This is a genomic window from Eubacterium ramulus (genome assembly GCF_045002895.1).
GTDB lineage: Bacteria > Bacillota > Clostridia > Lachnospirales > Lachnospiraceae > Eubacterium_I > Eubacterium_I ramulus.
In genome coordinates this window covers 2089983-2109057 of the sequence record NZ_CP173382.1, presented here as the reverse complement: position 1 = coordinate 2109057, position 19075 = coordinate 2089983, and the positions used below count along the sequence as shown (strand labels likewise).

Sequence of the window (19075 nt, the reverse complement as noted above, 5' to 3'; positions counted from 1 at the left end):
ATGATGAATTTTGTCTTGTTCTGTCTGTGGAATGCCGCTATAATAAAAGTAATTGAGCAAAAAAGGACAGATTTATTGATCTGGCCAGAACATAGGAAAGAAAGATGAGGTTTTAAATGAAAAGATTTGCGGCAATGTGTTTGATTGCATCCATGATAGCTTCCATGGGCAGTGTGACAGGATATGCAGCAGAAGCTGATGGAGCAGGGCAGACAGCGGTTTATCAGACAGCAGGTTCTGCTTCCGATGAGACCGAAGTGTTGGATGTATCGACAGCAACGTATCCATCTGACTGGGATCCGGAGGATCCGCTGAACGGAAGGGCATATCGACAGCAGCAGGAACAGGAAAACTTGGGGACATCCGATGAAGCGGCTTACCGTTCTTCGGCCGGTGAGCTGGCACGAAGCAGCAGCAACGTGACGACAAGCTGGCCGAAGTATAACGGTGGAACGACGGCATACATACATAATTCTGAAAATGTAACAGGTAAAAATGTCATTGCGGGAATTGATGTATCCTATCATCAGGGAAGTATTGACTGGAATAAAGTTAAAGCATCCGGGGTACAATTCGTGATCCTGCGTGCAGGATACCGCGCTTACGGTTCCGGAAGTATGGCACAGGACAGCAGATTTGCAGAATACTACAAAGGTGCAAAAAATGTCGGATTAAAAGTCGGCGCATATTTTTATTCCCAGGCAACGACACCGCAGGAGGCAGTAGAAGAAGCGAATAAGACACTGAGCATTATCAACGGATGCAGTTTTGAAATGCCGGTCGCATTTGATTACGAATATGCCAATGATAAGTATGGCAACTGTGTTGGAAGACTGTACAATGCGAACCTGAGTAAAGCACAGAAGACAGCGTGTGCGAGGGCTTACTGTGATACCATCCGGGCAGCCGGTTATTCGACCATGATCTATGCAAATGCAGGATGGTGTGAGAAGGAGTTGAATACTGCCGCATTGCGGAAGGATTACCAGATCTGGATGGCACGTTATAATACCTATACTTACAAAGAGAGCAAAGACAAGGGACAGCGTTATGGCGGTCAGATTGATTTCTGGCAGTGCAGTGACAATGCAAAAATTAACGGTATCAATACAGCGGTAGATTTTGACTATTGGTATCAGCCTGCATCCGGCAGCATCGTTTACGACCAGAGTCTGCAGAGATGGGTGTATGCTATTGACGGTGTGATCCAGTATCAGGCTTGTGGACTTGCATCCAACGAACATGGCTGGTTCCGTGTGGATAATGGATTTGTAAATTTTGATTTCAACGGTTTATGTTCCAATGAAAACGGCTGGTGGTACCTGACCGGAGGAAAGATCGATTTTGATTACAACGGACTTGCATCCAATGAATATGGATGGTGGCAGATCCACGGAGGAAAGGTTGATTTCGATTATAACGGTCTGACGGCCAATGAAAATGGCTGGTGGCGACTTGCCGGTGGAAAAATTGATTTTGACTACAACGGTTTTGCATCCAATGAAAATGGAAACTGGAGAGTCATCGGTGGAAAGATTGATTTCAACCGTACCGGTGTGGATTTTGACGGTGCATCCTGGTGGCGTGTGGAAGGCGGAAAAGTCAATACAAATTATAACGGAATTGCCCAGAATGAGTATGGTTGGTGGTATATCCGTCATGGAAAAGTAGTGTTTGATTTTACCGGCTGGACAAAAGTCGGCAGTGGCAGATATTATGTACATAACGGCTGCGTAAACCGATAAGGGCAGAACGCAAAGCATGGAACAATCCGTGTAATCGAGATTTGGATGTTTTGACACCCAAATCATAATATAAAAAGTGTCTCTCTGAGAAATTCAGGGAGACATTTTTGGATTCCGATGTTATACTTTTCTGGAGCAGTGAGATGAAAGAATGAATTTGATCAGTAGAGTTATTGACCAAGAAGCCCACTTCAAAATCAGTGATTTAAGTGGTAGGATATGTCACAATCTTGCGGTTCAAAGAATCTAAGTGTACATAAAAGTGAAATGGGGGATAAAAGAAGAATGATACTCAGAAAAAAAACGAGGCAATTACTGCGAGGCATCATAGTGCTTCTTATGGCAACGGGGCTGGCAGGTACCGCTGTGGAAGCTGATGCATCACAGAGCAGCTTTCAGGTAGAAACCACAGCCGGCGATGTGAGTGGCGCTGTGGGAGATGTGGTGGAAATTCCTGTGAAGATCAGCACAAAACAGGCACTGCGTGGATTTTCCGGAAAATTAAGTGGCAATTATGATGAAAATATACTGGAGTTTCAGGGACTGGACACGAAGGAACTTCCGGCGGATGCCATGGTATCTTCTTCAGGAGGTAATTTTTCTTATCTGAGCAGTTCCGGAGAGCATACATTTTCAACTGCATCTTATGGATTGAAATTTAAAATCCTGCAGGCGAGTGAAGAGCCGGTGACCGTCACAATCCAGGATCTGTATTATACAGACGGCAATGCAAGCAGTGAGAAAGTCTCCCTGACAGCAGCTGTCCGTGTGAATGGGACAGGCAATGGAGCAGCAGGAAGTGGCAGTGCTGCAAATGAATTAGTATCCAATGTGGGAGCAGATTCCGGAAATCATGGAGGAGCGACAGGAGATTCTGCACATCCGGGAACAGAGGGCAGCAACGCAGCCGGGACGGATTCCGCAGAAGAGAAGGCACAAAAAGGTGGCGAACGTGCAGAGAGCGGGAATGATGTGGCTGCAATCAGTATGGACCCGGAGGACAGCGTAAGTGGTCCGGCGAATGCCAGTTCCGATACCGGTGCCGATGATACCGGAAAAATGGTCAGAGGAAAAGGAACAACAAAAAATGGTTCCGCGCCAGTGGCGGTATTCGTCATTGTTGTGGTGGCAGCGGCAGTGGTTGGTATTACGGCCGGTGTGAAAATCTCCAAAAAACGGAAATAAAAACAGCATATCTTTGGACAGAAAAATGGATGTCTCCCGGGATTGGATGCCAGGGAGACATATTTTTGTGAAAAAACACGATTTTTAGCAGAATATGCATGAATATGCATGAAAAATGTTCAAATTATGATTGGAAACTAAGGTTATGCTTTACGAACCAGAGAAAAAATGTTACAATTCTGTTAAATACAGGAAAAAACAATTAGAAGATTTCAGGAAGGAAATAGCAGTATGAATACAACATTGGTTATTATGGCGGCAGGCATTGGCTCCAGATTCGGCGGTGGTGTGAAACAGCTGACTCCGGTTGGGCCGAATGGCGAGATTATTATTGATTATTCCATTCATGATGCACTGGAAGCAGGATTTAATAAAATCGTGTTTATCATCCGTAAAGATATCGAGAAAGATTTCAGAGAAGTGATCGGAGACCGTATCGAGAAAATTTGTGATGTGGAATATGTATTCCAGTCTCTGGATGATCTCCCGGAAGGATTTGAGAAACCGGCAGACCGCACAAAACCGTGGGGAACCGGTCAGGCAGTAAGATGCTGCAAAGGTGTGGTAAATGAGCCGTTTGCAGTGATCAATGCAGATGACTATTATGGAAAAGAAGCATTTGTAAAAGTGCATGATTATCTGGTAAACTGCGGCAATACCAAATATCAGTATTGCATGGCAGGATTTATTCTGGACAACACGCTCAGCGATAACGGAACCGTTACCCGTGGTGTATGTCAGGTCGATGATGAGGAGATGCTTCAGAAGATCGTTGAGACCAGCGGCATTGCCCGTGATACAGACGGTATTGTAAAAGATGAAAATGGCAGCGAGATTCCGGAAGGAACGCATGTATCTATGAATATGTGGGGCGTGACACCGGAGTTTCTTGATGTACTTGACAAAGGATTCGCAGAGTTTCTGGCAAATGTGGAGCCGGGCAACATCAAAGCAGAGTATCTGCTTCCGACCATCATCGGCGATATGCTTGCAAATGGTGAAGTAACGGTCAAAGTTCTGGAGACACAGGACAAGTGGTTTGGTGTAACCTATCAGGAAGACCGACAGACGGTAGTAGATGCATTTGCACAGCTGATCGCAGACGGCGTATATAAGACACCGCTGTTTTAAGCAATATAAAATGAAAAAAGAGAACTTCTGATCTTGGAAAACTGAGATTGGAGGTTCTTTTTCTTTTTGACAGGAAATTACATCGAATTTCTTGTCAAATAGAAAAAAATATTAAGAATTTTGTGTCAGAATGATTGATGTTGAAGCAATGGGTGTGCTATGATAAGAATAAATTCAAGTCGAACGCACGTGAGACTTGGTGCGTGATTCCGGTCAGCGAAAGCTGACATATTCTTCTCAGAATCACTGCACATCTAAAATTGCATAGGGAGCATATTACAACTGCGGAATGATAGAAATACAATCTAGGAAGTCCGGTCAGAATCCGGCACGGTTTATCTCCGCTGTAATAAGGACGAAAGTTGTCGATACCACTGGGAAACCGGGAAGGGACAATGAGTAGGTTGGAACTTTAAGTCAGAATACAGGCAGTTGCAGCTCAGTAGATAAATGTCCGAAAGCATATCGGGGGTTTATTTTTGTTCCTCAAAAAACGGATACAATCCGCAGGAAAGCGGTTTATATAGATAGTAAACAACAAATACTCGGAATCTTTAGAACTACAATGGGGGAGAAGGTTTTGGGGAGCCTACAGGAAAAAGGAGAAGAAAATGAAAAAACACAGCAAAAAAATTGTGTCGCTGATGCTTGCTCTGCTGATGGTGTTCAGTCTGTTACCGATGTCATCCATATCAGCACTGGCAGCAGGCAGCAACAGTCCTGTCGCAGTACAGGCGGATGATACAGTGACAGCAGCACCGGCACCGGTCTTTTATTCAGTCCTGACAGATCTCAGTCGTCAGTCGGCTACTTATTATGCCGATGACTCGGACAAAGTAGGTCAGCTGCGCGTACAGTTGAAGTACAATCCATCTGATTACAACAAGAATACATTGGCGATTTTATGGCAGGTGTCCGATGACGGAAGTACATTTACCGATGCTGAAGGCGCAGGAACTACAATGAGTGCCCCACTGGTCAGCACTTATGTACCGAAGGTCACGGTTGGTCAGACAAAGTATTATCGGGCTATTATAACAAACAAAGGTTTGCAGGAAAATATGACGCCAACAGTAGTTACTACTGCAATTGCCAAAATTTGTTATAAAACAGGAACACGTCCGCGCGTGGAGATTGACAAGGCAATGCTTCGTCAGTCGGATGGTACTTTAGTATCGGATGATTCATTAAGTAAAGTGACATTATGGGGTGTAAATGGTACTCTGCCGAAACGGATTACCAATATCGGATCATTTAGCGGCAACCTTGCGCAGATGCGGGATACGAACTGGGATACGGATACCTACCTGTTTCGTGGCTGGCAGATAGGTGACCGGTTTTTTGATGGAACCTGCCCGGAAACGGCTGCTGTTGCGGCTGGACCGAACGAAGTAAGTGCACTGAAAGGTTTTCTGACCGTGGCAGATTCTGACTGGCATTTTAAAATGTATCAGTCTCCATATCAGAATCGAAATACCTATTATCTGAATTATGAAGGTACGACATCACAGGATGGGGCATTGAAAGTATGCCATATTACACCTGTTTTTGAAAAAATGCCAGCGGTGGTTTACCAACTCAGTCTGGTTCAGACGACTGGTGGAACAGTCAGCCAGGTACGTGACGGAGGAGAGACACATACGCTGATCGCAGAAGCAGCATCCCTGTATAAGTTTGTGCGCTGGGAGCAGTCCGGTGATGGTGGCGAGACATGGATACCGGTCGAAGGTGATTCCAAGCTCCAGGTAACGCTTGATAAGGATATGACATATCGTGCGATTTTTGAAAGTCCTTACAAGATTGAAAACATGCAGGTGGCTGAATATGCATTACCATCTTCCGGGAACAACTGGTATGTGAATATGGCAGTAAATCTGGCAGATTCACTGCCAAGCAATATGAAAGTAACGTTCCATATCTATGATGGCGAATCAATAAGCGAAGAACATTTGCTTGGTGAATATAAAACAAGTTTTGCTCTGGTGAAGAAAGAGCAGACTCTTAAAGCAAAAGCACAGAAACGTCCGTCCGGTGATACGGATAAAATACTGGTGGTAGCAGAGACAGAAACGGGTGATACGGCACAGGCTGAATATCAGTTGAAAGGAACATTGGATGCAACAGCATCGAATGTTTCTGTAGATACCATTGAGAGTGCATTTCTGGAAAAAGAACCTGCAGAGGTTCAGACATCTGTGAGTGGAAATCCGGAAGTGAAGAGTGTATTCTGGTCCAGTGCAAATGTGAGTGTTATTCCGACACTGGGAACGGACATGAATACCTGTGCGATCAATGAAAGTACAGGTTTGATTACTTACAATGTGTTTAGTTCAAACAGACCAATTACTTTTACAGCAAAAGCCGGAGACGGAAGAATTGCGGATGTCGAAATTACTTTTAAAGGCGGAATGGCTTCTAAAATCAGCGAGAAAGTCGTAAAAGTACTGGAAGGCGAAAGCAAAGAATATCAGGCAGTCAATACATCTCCGATTCTGAGTGTCAGCAGCCAGAAAGTAAGCGTAAAATCATCCGATGAGAGTATTTTTACCGCTGAGATCCTTACCCGCGCCGGCAGTCAGTTCCAACCGAAGGATATCGTGGATAAGATCAAGATCAACGGTGTGAGCAAAGGTAAGGCAACTCTGACAATCGATACCAATGGTAAAACAGTAGAGTATCCGGTTGTGATCCAAAATACGACAGACGCAGTAAAAGAAGTAACGTTATCCGATACAGAAACAAATCTGATTCAGGGAGACAGCAAGACGCTGCAGGCAGATGTGACACCGGAAACTGCTGTGACGACATTGAACTGGAGCAGTTCCGCACCGGATATTGTCAGTGTGAAAGATGGCAGGATCACAGGTCTGAAAGCGGGCAATGCAGTGATTACCGTTACTGCAACAGATGCACTGGGTAACCGTGTGGAAGCTTCCTGCGAAGTAACCGTCACAGAGCAGCCATACAATGTGGAAGTCTATGTACCAAAGGGAATCCTGGCAGCAAACGGACTGAAATTTGCTCCATCCGCAGGTCTCGATAAAGCAGGACATGACATCTTTGATACGGAACAGGTGATCGCAGACGTCAGTGCAGATACAGAACTTTACAATGCATACGACGTTTATACCATGACACTGTATCCGGGCACGTATTCCTACCGTGCAGTCAGCGCAGAGGGCAGAAGCCTGGGCGGCGGAGCATTCACCTTTCCGGACAGTCAGACAAGCACTGTGGATGGACGCACCGTTCGTGTATTTCTGCGCCAGACCGAAGTATCCCTGACCAATGAATTTGACGGACAGAAAGCAGAAGCAACAGATTTTTCCGTACAGCTGAAAAATGATGTGAGTACTGCAACCATGGGTGATTCCTATGTGAATGCAGATGGATATACCGTATATCCGACGCTGCTGAGTGCAAATAAGAACCTTTCCTATTATCTGGCTGCAATTCCGTCAGATGCGTATGTAAAAGCGCATAACGTGATGGCATCCAGAACACAGGGGGTAGCAGTCACAAAAGATACTTCCATACTGTCTCTGACAGAAGAACTGAAGACAGGCGCACTGACGATCAATGCCCCGGCAGACGCAGAGGTAGCAATCTGTGAGCAGATGACGGATGGACAGATCGCAGTGTACAAAGCAGACAGCACTGCTGCACAGGAGGACGGAACCGTCGATTCTGTTTTCCATGTGGCAATGACCAGCAAAATGTACTACCATGTCAGCGGAGCTTCTTATGTCACATATAACGGAACGACGGTAGACGGAGCTGATTCCAGGATCGTAGTCAGCACAGCGATGCTGAAGCCGTCCGGCAATACCAAGACAACGCTGGATCGCAACACTGCTTCCAACGGCGGCGCGAATATGGCAGACCTGTATCTGAATGTTAATGCACAGGGGTATCTGAAACTGGAGGAAGGCAATACCTTCAAATTAAATGCAAAACGTAACTGGTGGGGCAGTAATGTCACATGGGTATTGGATAAAGACTACCGTCTGATCGAGCCTGATTTCCATTATCAGGTTGTCGGCCTGGATGGAAGGACAAGCAGCGATGTCATTACCGTAGGTAATGATGGAACCGTAAAAGCAGTAGGAAATGGAACAGCTATCGTACTTGTTACCTATGACTCGATGACATTGAACTATCACGATGATGTAAAATATTCCTACGACAACTATGATCCGAACGGTTTCTATGGTGCAATCTGGCCAGAGAACACCGGTGTATTCGTCGTTTCCGTAGGTTCCGGAGACAGTGGAATCACCACAGGTATGACACTGAACAAAGATCTGAATCAGGGCAAGAGCAGCAAACAGGCAGGCGATGCACTGGATGCGGAACTGGATCCGATCTACTTTACCGGAAAGACAGGTACTTATACCTTTACACCGGAGACAGAAGATGTCAGTGTATCCGTTGCAAATCCGGCCATCGGAAATGATGCATTAAGCTTCAGCGGATTCAAGGCACTGGCAGCAGAGAAAGACGGCAGCTACAATGTTCCACTGACAAATGGCCGTAACATCGTAAAATTGGAAAAAGACGGAAAAGCGGAGTATCAGGTGATTACCGCAAAACACGTAACCGTAAAAGTAAACGGACAGGATCTGGATCAGGCAGTAGTCGCACCGGGTGAAAAAGTATCCGTCACATTTGATACGCTGTTCAATCCGGTAACACGTATGAGGCTGTATAATACAGATGCAGCAGCGATCTACAATGAAATCAGCGGTCTGGAAGGAAAGAAAGCAGGAAATCTGCGTGGGTCTTATGGATATTACTTCTTTGGATCCACAGGTTACAAACAGACGGTTGAGAATTTCGTAGAGGCAGGAACAGATTCTTCCGGATACAATAACCCGATCGTAACAGTAAAAGATGCACTGATTGTTCCGGAAGACTATTCTGCAGAACACTTTGTGCTTTCCAAAGGAACTTTTAACGTAGCAGGATTCGGCGGCGATTACGGTGCGCATCGAGCTATGGTCAAGACATGGGAGAATCTGTCTCCGAATACAAGTGCGTACATGGGACAGCTTCCGGATATCTCCATTCCGGTAGGAACTCTGCAGAGTATCGAAGTAACCGCACAGCCGACCAAGACTTCCTACTATGTAGGCGAGAAATTCGATGCTTCCGGCATGAAAGTAACCGCAACCTACAAAGGCAGCGAAGGAAACTTTACAAAAGAAATCAGCAATTACAGCTTTGCGAAAGAAGCATTTGCAACATCCGGAAAACAGAACGTGACCATCAGTTACACACTGGGTGGCGTAACAAAGACGGCGGATGTATCCGTAGATGTCAAAGACGTAGTTCTGGAAAAACTCGAAGTCGTTACACCGCCTGTAAAGACAAGTTACCGCATCGGTGAGAAATTTGATGCAACAGGTATGGTAGTGACAGCTTCCTACAACGACGGAAGTGTTCGTGAGATCACAGACTACAAAGTAACACCGGATACCATTGCAGCAGACACCGATCATGTACTGGTTACTTACGGCGGCAAAGCAGCTTCCGTAGCAGTTACGGTAAATAAGGTAGCTTCTATCGCGGTGACAAAAGCACCGAACAAGACAGAGTACGAAGAAGGTAACCTGTTCAACCCGACCGGAATGGTAGTAACTGTTACTTATCAGGATGGCAGCACAGAAGAAACCACAGCGTACAGTTACGCACCGAAGAGCAGACTGACCAAAGAGGATAAAGCCGTTACCATCACCTATACCGGTAAAGATGCAGTGGCAGACCTGGCAGCAACAACGGTGGAAATCTCCGTAAAAGATAAACAAGAGGAGACAGCAGCTCATATTACAGCTTATGTATCTTACAGTGATAAGGGTATTTTTGTATCCGGTTCAGAAGGAACGTTACTGTGGAATGCACCGGTCACTGTATACGACAGAGACGGCGATGGACAGTACACTATGAGTGATGTATTCCGCGCATTACATGAGGAATACTATTACGGTGGTGCAGATGGCTATGCAGATACCGACAGTGGATGGATAACCCGTTTCTGGGGTGTCAACACAGGTATGGTATCTTATGTGCTGAACCATGCATGGGTATACGGTACACAGACCGCAGTAAATGATGGCGATCAGCTGGGACTCTTTGTATATGCAAATACGATAGAATATTCCGATCTGTACACATGGTTTGATGAAACAACATACAAAACCGATGTTAACGCAGAGAACAGCTTTACCGTAAACGGTCTCAGCGTTATGAACAGCGGTCCGGACAGCCCGGTCACAGCAGCTCCGGCTAATGCAACCGTTACTGTTTATGATGAAAATGGAAACGTAGCAGAAGCACTTGGAACTAAGACAGATGAGCACGGACAGTTCAAAGTAACCTTCCCGAAAGACGGTAAATACACGATCGAAGTAAGCGGAACCTGTACTTATACCTGCTCCGGATACGGTGGAAGCGGTATGAATACATACAAAGATGCAACCGTAGTACCGACCCGCTGCACCGTTCTTGTAGGAACAGCCCGCGGAACACTGGGAGACATCAACGATGACGGAGTCATTGATCTGACAGATGCAGCTCAGCTTCTGGATAAAGTGACAGCCGGTGAGAAAGTCGATACTTACCTTGGCGACATCAATGGTGACGGAACCGTAGATCTGATGGACGTTGCAGATTTGATGGATCGTATTACAGAAGCATAAAAAATGTTGATTTTAATGTGAAAAAATCGATAATTGGTTATAGAAGCACAGCCTTTGGAAAAATTCCGGAGGCTGTGTTTTTTTGTGCAAAAAAATGAATATTTTGGTTTGAATTACAAATACTTTTCCGGAAAACAAGAAGATTTGAAAAAGGAGATGAGGGAATATGGCGCAACAGATGGGACGACAGAGCCTGCAGTTTGAAAATCCGCCCTGGATCATCAGCAGTGGCTGTATCGCAGGCACAAAAGAAGGAGAAGGCCCAATCGGTCATGAGATCGATCTGATTGGTGAAGATGACAACTTTGGCTGTGATATCTGGGAAGAGGCGGAGAGCACCCTGCAGAAAGAAGCATTGACGCTGGCACTGGGAAAAGCCGGTCTGAAGGCGGAGGAACTGCGGTATCTGTTCGCCGGAGATCTGCTGGGGCAGTCCATGGCGACATCCTTCGGATTGCAATCTTTTGAAATACCACTGTTTGGCCTGTACGGAGCATGCTCCACCGCCGGGGAATCACTGGCGTTAGCGGCAATGACGGTGGCAGCAGGTTATGCAGATGTGGTGGGTGCCGTTACTTCCAGCCATTTTGCCAGTGCGGAGAAGCAGTTTCGCTTTCCCCTGGAGTATGCCAATCAAAGGCCCTTATGTACTACCTGGACGGTTACGGGAGCCGGAGCCTTTTTACTTGGCAGAGAATCCGGTAAAAAGCAGAACTACTCAGATAACAGAAAAAGAACTGATTCAGGAAGTCCGATGATAAAAAGAGCGGAACAGGAAATTGCAGATGATACAAAACAAAAGGTTTGTGGTGTTCGCATCACCGGCATCACCACCGGGAAAATCGTAGATTACGGTGTGCGGGATTCCATGAATATGGGAGCCGCTATGGCTCCGGCGGCAGCGGCCTGTATTCAGGCGCATCTGCAAGATTTTTCCAGAAGTCCATCCTGGTATGACAAAATCATTACCGGGGATCTGGGGGCTGTCGGCAGAGAAATCTTACTGGATCTGTTGGCACAGAAAAAGATCGACATTGGCAGCTTTCATACAGATTGCGGACTGGAAATCTTTGACAATGAAGTCCAGGGCACAGGAAGCGGCGGCAGTGGCTGTGGCTGCGCGGCAGTCACCATGTGTGCACATTTTCTGCCGATGCTGCGCCGGGGCGAACTGAAGCGGATCCTGTTCGTGCCGACAGGGGCACTGTTGTCCAAAATCAGTTTCAATGAGGGGGAAAACATTCCGGGCATCGCACATGCAGTTGTGCTGGAAGCCGCTGAGAACTGAAGCCAAAATCATAAGAAAGTGATAGGAGGAAGGCTGCTATGGATTATGTGAATGCATTTTGGGTGGGCGGAGCCATCTGTGCGTTGGTGCAGATACTACTGGATAAGACGAAACTGCTTCCGGGACGGGTGATGGTATTGCTGGTGTGTTCCGGTGCTGTGCTCGGGGCGGTCGGAATCTATGAACCGTTTACCAAATTTGCAGGTGCGGGAGCGACTGTGCCGCTGCTTGGATTTGGAAATACGCTGTGGAAAGGAATGAAGACGGCCATTGACGAGAGCGGATTTCTCGGCCTGTTTACCGGCGGATTCACCGCCTGTGCGGCAGGTGTGTCGGCGGCATTGATCTTTGGCTATCTGGCATCATTGATCTTCAATTCAAAAATGCGAAAGTAATAAAACATGTAAATCAAAGCGACTGCGTTCATGAGCAAGTAGTGAAAGCGGATTGCAAATGTCCGCTTTACACAGAATAGAAGAGGCAAAAGTGCTTCTGCAAAATTCGAAAAAGGAAAAAAACAGATTGTGAATAAAAAGAAAAAAATGTCGTATAGTAAGAATATAAAACTGATGTGAAAAGGAGAATTACCGATATGAACAAATTGAAACAGATCGCATTTATTCTTGTGCTGGCACTGAGTCTGACCACCTTTGCTGCATGTGGAAAAAATAATAAGGATATGAACAACGGGACAAACAATCATTCTGTTACAGAGAACGGCACCGATAAAAACGGAGCCAACGACAATAACATCGTGGATGATAATGCCACAACAGATAGTAACGGAACCGTAAATGACAGATCTGATACAAACGGGATCGATTATGGAACAACCGGTGAACATATGCGAGATGCGGCAGAGAATGCGAAAGACGCAGTGGAAGACACCGGAGAAGCCATCAAGAACGGCGTAACCGGAGATACTGATGTCGAGAGAGATCATGTGGAAAATACGACCGGAAATACGGCAGGAATGGAGTAGTACAAATTCAAGTCGAACGTACGTGAGACTTGGTGCGTGATTCTGGTCAGCGAAAGCTGACATATTCTTCTCAGAATCACTGCACATCTACACTTCGTTCCGGTCGGCGCAAAACCATTGTCTCCCAGACAATGTGCGCCCTCGCGGAGCGTTTATCTCAGTCGGAGATTGTACTCCCACTGAGAAAGGCTTGTTATTACTCACCACTTACAGAAGTGGGAGTCTTCTCGACTGAGATAAACTTATGGAACGTAGATAAGGAGAAGAACTTAGATTAGTGATGCAGGGCGTCTTAGCCCCAGGCACTCATCTGAGTTCTTCTCCTTTTTAATTAACTATTTAACTAGCTATCAATTTTTTATTCGTCGATACTGTAGTTCGGAGCTTCTTTTGTGATATGGATATCATGTGGATGGCTCTCTTTCAGTGATGCAGCGGAAATCTTCACAAAGTTGCTGGTTTCGATCAAATCTTTGATGGTAGGAGCACCGCAGTAACCCATACCTGCACGGATACCGCCGATGAGCTGGAAGATAATATCCTCTACGCTGCCTTTATAAGCAACACGGCCTTCCACACCTTCCGGAACAAGTTTCTTTGCATTCTGCTGGAAGTAACGGTCTTTACTTCCGTTTTCCATAGCTGCAAGAGATCCCATACCACGGTACACTTTGTATTTACGTCCCTGATATAATTCAAAAGCACCCGGAGCTTCGTCACATCCTGCAAACATGGAACCCATCATACATACGCTGGCACCTGCAGCCAGAGCTTTTGTCATATCTCCGGAGTATTTGATACCACCATCTGCGATGATCGGAATATTGTATTCTTTTGCTACTTCATAGCAGTCCATAACAGCTGTGATCTGCGGAACACCGATACCTGCAACGACACGTGTAGTACAGATAGAACCAGGTCCGATACCTACTTTGACTGCGTCAGCACCTGCTTCGATCAGTGCTTTGGTAGCTGCACCGGTTGCAACATTACCTGCGATAATCTGCAGATCCGGATATTTCTCTTTGATCTGGCGTACTGCTTTAATGATATTTGCGGAATGTCCGTGTGCGGAGTCTACGACGATGACATCTACGTGTGCATTTACCAGAGCATCGATACGTTCCATCATGTTTGCTGTGATACCTACACCGGCACCGCAGAGCAGACGTCCCTGTTCATCTTTTGCAGAAAGCGGATATTTGATCTGTTTCTCAATATCTTTGATTGTGATCAGACCTTTTAATTTGAAGTCTTTGTCAACAATTGGAAGTTTTTCTTTTCTGGCTTTTGCAAGAATTGCTTTTGCTTCGTCCAGAGTAATACCTTCCGGAGCGGTGATCAGCCCTTCACTGGTCATGCTCTCGCTGATTTTCTTAGTGAAATCGGTCTCGAATTTGAGATCACGGTTTGTGATGATACCAATCAGAGTACCATCTTCTTTTACGATTGGTACACCGGAGATGCGGAATTTTGCCATAAGGTCATCTGCATCCTGAAGTGTGTGATCTGCGGAAAGGGAGAATGGATCTGTGATAACTCCATTTTCGGAACGTTTTACTTTGTCTACTTCGTCAGCCTGTGCTTCGATAGACATGTTTTTGTGAATGATACCGATACCGCCCTGTCTTGCCATTGCGATAGCCATGCGATGTTCGCTAACTGTATCCATGCTGGCGCTCATCATCGGAATGTTTAATGTGATTTTGTTGGTTAATTTGGTTGTAAGATCAACCATGTTCGGAGTAACTTCGGAGTACGCCGGAACGAGCAGTACGTCATCAAATGTAATACCTTCGCCAATAATTTTTGCCATTTCTTATCCTCCCTCTTATGCTTTTGTGAGCAAAAAAAGAAAAACACTGCTGTTTTTCTGATTTCTTTAAAATAAATAGATTAATTTGAAGATATTATAGTAATTAAAAATTATTATGTCAATGACTTTTACCGAAAGGTTTCTTTTTTTTACAGTTTGTGATATTTTATCTGTATACTTTGCAAAATATTAGAAGAAAGCCACAAAGCAGACATAAGTTCAGGTAATAAGATTAATAACCTGATGTAAAAAAGGGATTGTCAGTCTGAAGTGCGAAGAAAAAGTATGAGAAGTATAAGTAAAAACTGTGAAAGAAAAAGGAGAGTTGTATGGAATTTCGTCCTTGTATTGACATTCATAATGGAAAGGTAAAACAGATTGTAGGCGGAACATTAAAGGATCAGAATGATCAGGCAGCAGAAAATTTTGTGTCGGAGCAGGATGCACCGTTTTATGCACAACTGTATAAGACGCATGGCATCAGTGGCGGACATATTATTCTGTTGAATGCACGGGATTCTTCTTATTATGAAGCGACAAAGCTGCAGGCTCTGGCGGCACTGCAGGTGTATCCCGGTGGATTGCAGGTGGGCGGCGGTATTACAGCAGAGAATGCCCATGAGTTTCTGATGGCAGGTGCGAGCCATGTGATCGTGACATCTTATGTGTTCCGTGACGGAAAAGTGGATTATGGCCGGCTGGAAAAACTGGTGCAGGCAGTTGGAAAAGAGCATCTTGTGCTGGATCTGAGCTGTCGAAAAAAAGACGGTGCTTATTATATCGTAACAGACCGCTGGCAGAAATTTACCGACGAGTGTGTGACAGAGGAACTGCTGGACCGGCTGCAAGGCTATGCGGATGAATTCTTGATCCACGCAGTGGATGTGGAAGGAAAGGCTTCCGGCATTGAGTGTGGTCTGGTAGAATTGCTGGGAAACTGGAACAAGATACCGGTGACTTATGCCGGCGGTATTGGAAGTTTTGAGAACTTAAAGGAACTGTCAGAGTATGGAAAGCATCATTTGAATTATACCATCGGAAGTGCACTGGATCTGTTCGGCGGCAGTATGAAGTTTGAAGATGTGCTGGAGTTTGGAAAAAAATTTGAAATCTGAGAAGAAATCAGTATAATAAACCTAATTAACAAATAAATCATACTATAACAGTAGAAAATAAAGTTTGTAGAAATTTTGCAAAGCGACTGTGTTCATGAGCAAGTAGCGAAAGCGGATTGTGAGTGTCCGCATTAATGCAAAAATGAATGGGAGGAAATGCCATGTATACAAAAAGTGATATTATGCAGATGGTGGAAGAGGAAGATGTGGAATTTATCCGTCTTCAGTTCACAGATATTTTCGGCAATATGAAAAATGTTGCCATCACCAGCAGTCAGCTGGAAAAAGCGCTGGACAACCGTTGTATGTTTGACGGTTCTTCAATTGAAGGATTTGTAGGGATCGAGGAATCCGATATGTATCTGCATCCGGATCTGGATTCTTTTACGATTTTTCCGTGGAGACCGCAGCAGGGCAAAGTAGCACGTATCATCTGTGATATTTACCGCCCGGACGGTACTCCGTTTGAGGGAGATCCGCGTTATATTCTGCGCCGTGTCGTAAAAGAGGCAGAGGATATGGGCTATGTCTTTGATGTGGGACCGGAGTGTGAATTTTTCCTGTTTAATACGGATGATAACGGATGCCCGACTACGGAGACTACCGAAAAGGCCGGCTATTTTGAGATGGGACCAAATGATCATGGCGAAAATGCAAGACGTGACATGGTGCTGACACTGGAGGATATGGGATTTGAGATCGAGGCTTCCCATCATGAAGCATCACCGGGGCAGCATGAGATTGATTTTCGTTATGAACCGGCGCTGCATGCGGCAGACAATATTATGACCTTCAAGCTGGCAGTGAAGACGATTGCAAAACGCCACGGCATGCATGCCACATTTATGCCGAAGCCAAAGAGTGGTGTCAGTGGTTCCGGTATGCATATCAATATGTCATTGCGCAAAGACGGCAGAAATATTTTTGCAGATGAAACGGACAGATTTGGTCTGAGCCAGGATGCGTATTATTTTATCGGCGGTCTGATGAAACATGTATACAGCATGACTGCCATTACAAATCCGCTGGTAAATTCTTACAAACGACTGGTGTCTGGATTTGAAGCACCGCTTCATATTGCGTGGTCCGTAACAAACAGAAGTCCGCTGATCCGTATTCCATCATCCTTTGGCAGCGGCACACGAATCGAACTGAGAAGTCCGGACAGCGCAGCCAATCCGTATCTGACCATTGCATTGTGCCTGGCAGCCGGACTGGATGGCATTAAGAACAAAATCACACCGCCGGAAAATATACAGAAAAATATTTTCCATATGACAGAGGAAGAGAAAGAGCAGCTGCATATCAAATCCCTGCCGACGAATCTGTACGATGCGGTATGCGCTATGGAAAGGGATGCTTTTATCCGTGAAATCCTGGGTGAGCATATCAGCAACGTATATATCGGTTCCAAAAAGGACGAATGGAATCGTTACTGCAAAGCTGTAACGGAATGGGAAGTGGACACATATCTCGACAAATTTTAAAAAGGTGGACGGTTGAGTTTTGACAAGGATAATTGTTGCATTCCCGAAAGTGGAAAACGGGAAAAATATAAAAAATGTACTCGTCAGAAACGGCTATCAGGTGGTCTGTGTCTGTACCAACGGTGCACAGGTTATTCAGGAAGCAAACGGTCTGCAGGACGGACTTGTGCTTTGCACTTATAAATTGTCAGATATGATTTATCAGGAACTGGCGGAATGTCTGCCGCCGGGGTTTGAGATGATCGTTATTTCCACAAAGGATCAGTGGAACGAGAACGGTACGCCAGGTATCGTCGGTCTGTCTGTGCCGTTGAAAATCCATGAATTGCTGTCCACGGTGGAAATGGTATCTTACAATCTGGAACGGAAACGCCGGAAGCGGCGGAATGCTCCGCGGAAGCGTACAAAAGAAGAGCAGGAGCTGGTGGATCGAGCAAAGGCCATTTTGATGGAGCGAAATCAGATGACGGAGGAAGAGGCCCATCGTTATCTGCAGAAGACGAGTATGGACAATGGAACCAGTTTTACCGAGACGGCACAGATGATCCTCGGTATGCTGGATTCGTAACTTGTCTGAAGTTGTAAAAAAGAGAAATTGCACAAATGTGCAGTGTCATACATATAATATCCAGACAGGATATGTGGAGTATGCACATGGAATTTGTGAAAATGCATGGTCTGGGAAATGATTTTATCATTCTTGATGATACGGATCACAGACAGAAAAACGGCAGAGAGGACTTTGAAACAGAAAAGCATTGCTGTGAGGAAAGTGAGCTGTCGCCGGAGCTGGTAAGACATTTCTGTGACCGGCACCGCGGTATCGGAGCCGATGGTGTTATCTGTGTGTGCAATGCGGGACATCCACAGGCAGATTTTCGGATGAAACTGTACAATGCGGATGGAAGCCAGGCAAGAATGTGCGGCAATGGCATCCGCTGTCTGGGCAAATATGTGTATGATCATGGAAAAACAGAAAAAGTGAATCTGCTGATCGAGACGGATGCAGGATTGTACCGTCTGCAGCTGATAAAAAAGGAAGAAACGGACAGGATATGCTCAGTTCGGGTGGATATGGGAACCCCGGATTTTGTGCCGGAGCACATATCTGCCCGTTTTTTGTTGTTCCGGCCGGTTTGTGTATCCATGGGAAATCCGCACTGTGTACTGTTTGTGGAAAGTAGGGAAGCAATGATGCAGTTCCCGTTAAAACAGGAAGGAACCGTTATTGGAAATGAGGAGATATTTCCGGAAGGGGTGAATGTGGAAGTTGTCTGGGTACAGGATGCAGAGCATCTGTGGATGCGGGTCTGGGAACGGGGCTGCGGTGAAACCTTTGCTTGTGGAACCGGAGCCTGCGCAGCGGTGGCAGCTGCCATGCGGCAGAAAAAATGCGGTGCATCCGTGCTGGTAAGAATGACCGGGGGAGAGCTTCTGGTACAATATGACAGACGTCATGGGCACCTTTATCTGACAGGACCGGCAGAGGAAATCTGCCATGGGAAGTTTGGATAAATTGCGTTTATAATTGTGAAAAAATACCAAAGATAACTTTTGGAAGTTCAGATAAATCGTTTTTTTGCTGAAAAATAGCGGCAAATCCATTGACAGAATATGGTGCATAGGAT

At 45.6% G+C, this 19075-nt stretch carries 12 protein-coding genes and 1 riboswitch; of the genes, 11 read left to right on the top strand and 1 reads right to left on the bottom strand.

What is annotated here, in order from left to right; genetic code table 11:
* Positions 1-116 precede the first annotated feature (116 nt).
* From ACIRUQ_RS09870 to ACIRUQ_RS09840, 7 genes are all read left to right on the top strand, one after another.
* Entirely contained in the window at positions 117-1745 is a 1629-nt protein-coding gene (locus tag ACIRUQ_RS09870; protein WP_055290267.1) for a glycoside hydrolase family 25 protein, read from the top strand.
* A gap of 285 nt (positions 1746-2030) precedes the next feature.
* Positions 2031-2930 (top strand): cohesin domain-containing protein, encoded by a 900-nt coding sequence (locus ACIRUQ_RS09865; RefSeq protein ID WP_172679888.1) that lies wholly within the window; start codon positions 2031-2033, stop codon positions 2928-2930.
* 231 nt (positions 2931-3161) lie between these two features.
* Positions 3162-4061, top strand: a complete 900-nt coding sequence (locus ACIRUQ_RS09860) for a sugar phosphate nucleotidyltransferase (RefSeq protein WP_022036609.1) — start codon at positions 3162-3164, stop codon at positions 4059-4061.
* A 265-nt stretch (positions 4062-4326) separates the two neighbouring features.
* Positions 4327-4510: riboswitch (cobalamin riboswitch) on the top strand.
* A gap of 162 nt (positions 4511-4672) precedes the next feature.
* The gene (locus ACIRUQ_RS09855) at positions 4673-10759 is read left to right on the top strand and encodes a bacterial Ig-like domain-containing protein (RefSeq protein ID WP_022036608.1); all 6087 of its coding nucleotides are present in this window, start codon (positions 4673-4675) and stop codon (positions 10757-10759) included.
* A gap of 166 nt (positions 10760-10925) precedes the next feature.
* The gene (locus ACIRUQ_RS09850; RefSeq protein ID WP_055290265.1) at positions 10926-12047 is read left to right on the top strand and encodes a stage V sporulation protein AD; all 1122 of its coding nucleotides are present in this window, start codon (positions 10926-10928) and stop codon (positions 12045-12047) included.
* Between the two features lie 38 nt (positions 12048-12085).
* The gene (spoVAE, locus tag ACIRUQ_RS09845) at positions 12086-12442 is read left to right on the top strand and encodes a stage V sporulation protein AE (protein WP_022036607.1); all 357 of its coding nucleotides are present in this window, start codon (positions 12086-12088) and stop codon (positions 12440-12442) included.
* 197 nt (positions 12443-12639) lie between these two features.
* Positions 12640-13029, top strand: a complete 390-nt coding sequence (locus ACIRUQ_RS09840) for a hypothetical protein (RefSeq protein WP_055290264.1) — start codon at positions 12640-12642, stop codon at positions 13027-13029.
* Positions 13030-13387: 358 nt separating this feature from the next.
* Here ACIRUQ_RS09840 and guaB read toward each other — a convergent pair whose 3' ends face one another.
* A complete protein-coding gene (gene guaB, locus ACIRUQ_RS09835) occupies positions 13388-14845 on the bottom strand; it encodes an IMP dehydrogenase (RefSeq protein ID WP_055290263.1) in 1458 nt (485 codons plus the stop codon).
* Positions 14846-15174: 329 nt separating this feature from the next.
* Here guaB and hisA point away from each other — a divergent pair, with 329 nt between their 5' ends.
* The 4 genes from hisA (at position 15175) to dapF (ending at position 18962) form a co-directional block, all read left to right on the top strand.
* The gene (gene hisA, locus ACIRUQ_RS09830; protein WP_022036605.1) at positions 15175-15960 is read left to right on the top strand and encodes a phosphoribosylformimino-5-aminoimidazole carboxamide ribotide isomerase; all 786 of its coding nucleotides are present in this window, start codon (positions 15175-15177) and stop codon (positions 15958-15960) included.
* A gap of 161 nt (positions 15961-16121) precedes the next feature.
* Positions 16122-17447 (top strand): type I glutamate--ammonia ligase, encoded by a 1326-nt coding sequence (gene glnA / locus ACIRUQ_RS09825; protein ID WP_022036604.1) that lies wholly within the window; start codon positions 16122-16124, stop codon positions 17445-17447.
* A gap of 19 nt (positions 17448-17466) precedes the next feature.
* On the top strand, positions 17467-18015 hold the full coding sequence (locus ACIRUQ_RS09820; protein WP_022036603.1) for an ANTAR domain-containing response regulator: 549 nt from the start codon (positions 17467-17469) through the stop codon (positions 18013-18015).
* A gap of 86 nt (positions 18016-18101) precedes the next feature.
* On the top strand, positions 18102-18962 hold the full coding sequence (gene dapF, locus ACIRUQ_RS09815) for a diaminopimelate epimerase (RefSeq protein WP_055290261.1): 861 nt from the start codon (positions 18102-18104) through the stop codon (positions 18960-18962).
* Positions 18963-19075: the final 113 nt, after the last annotated feature.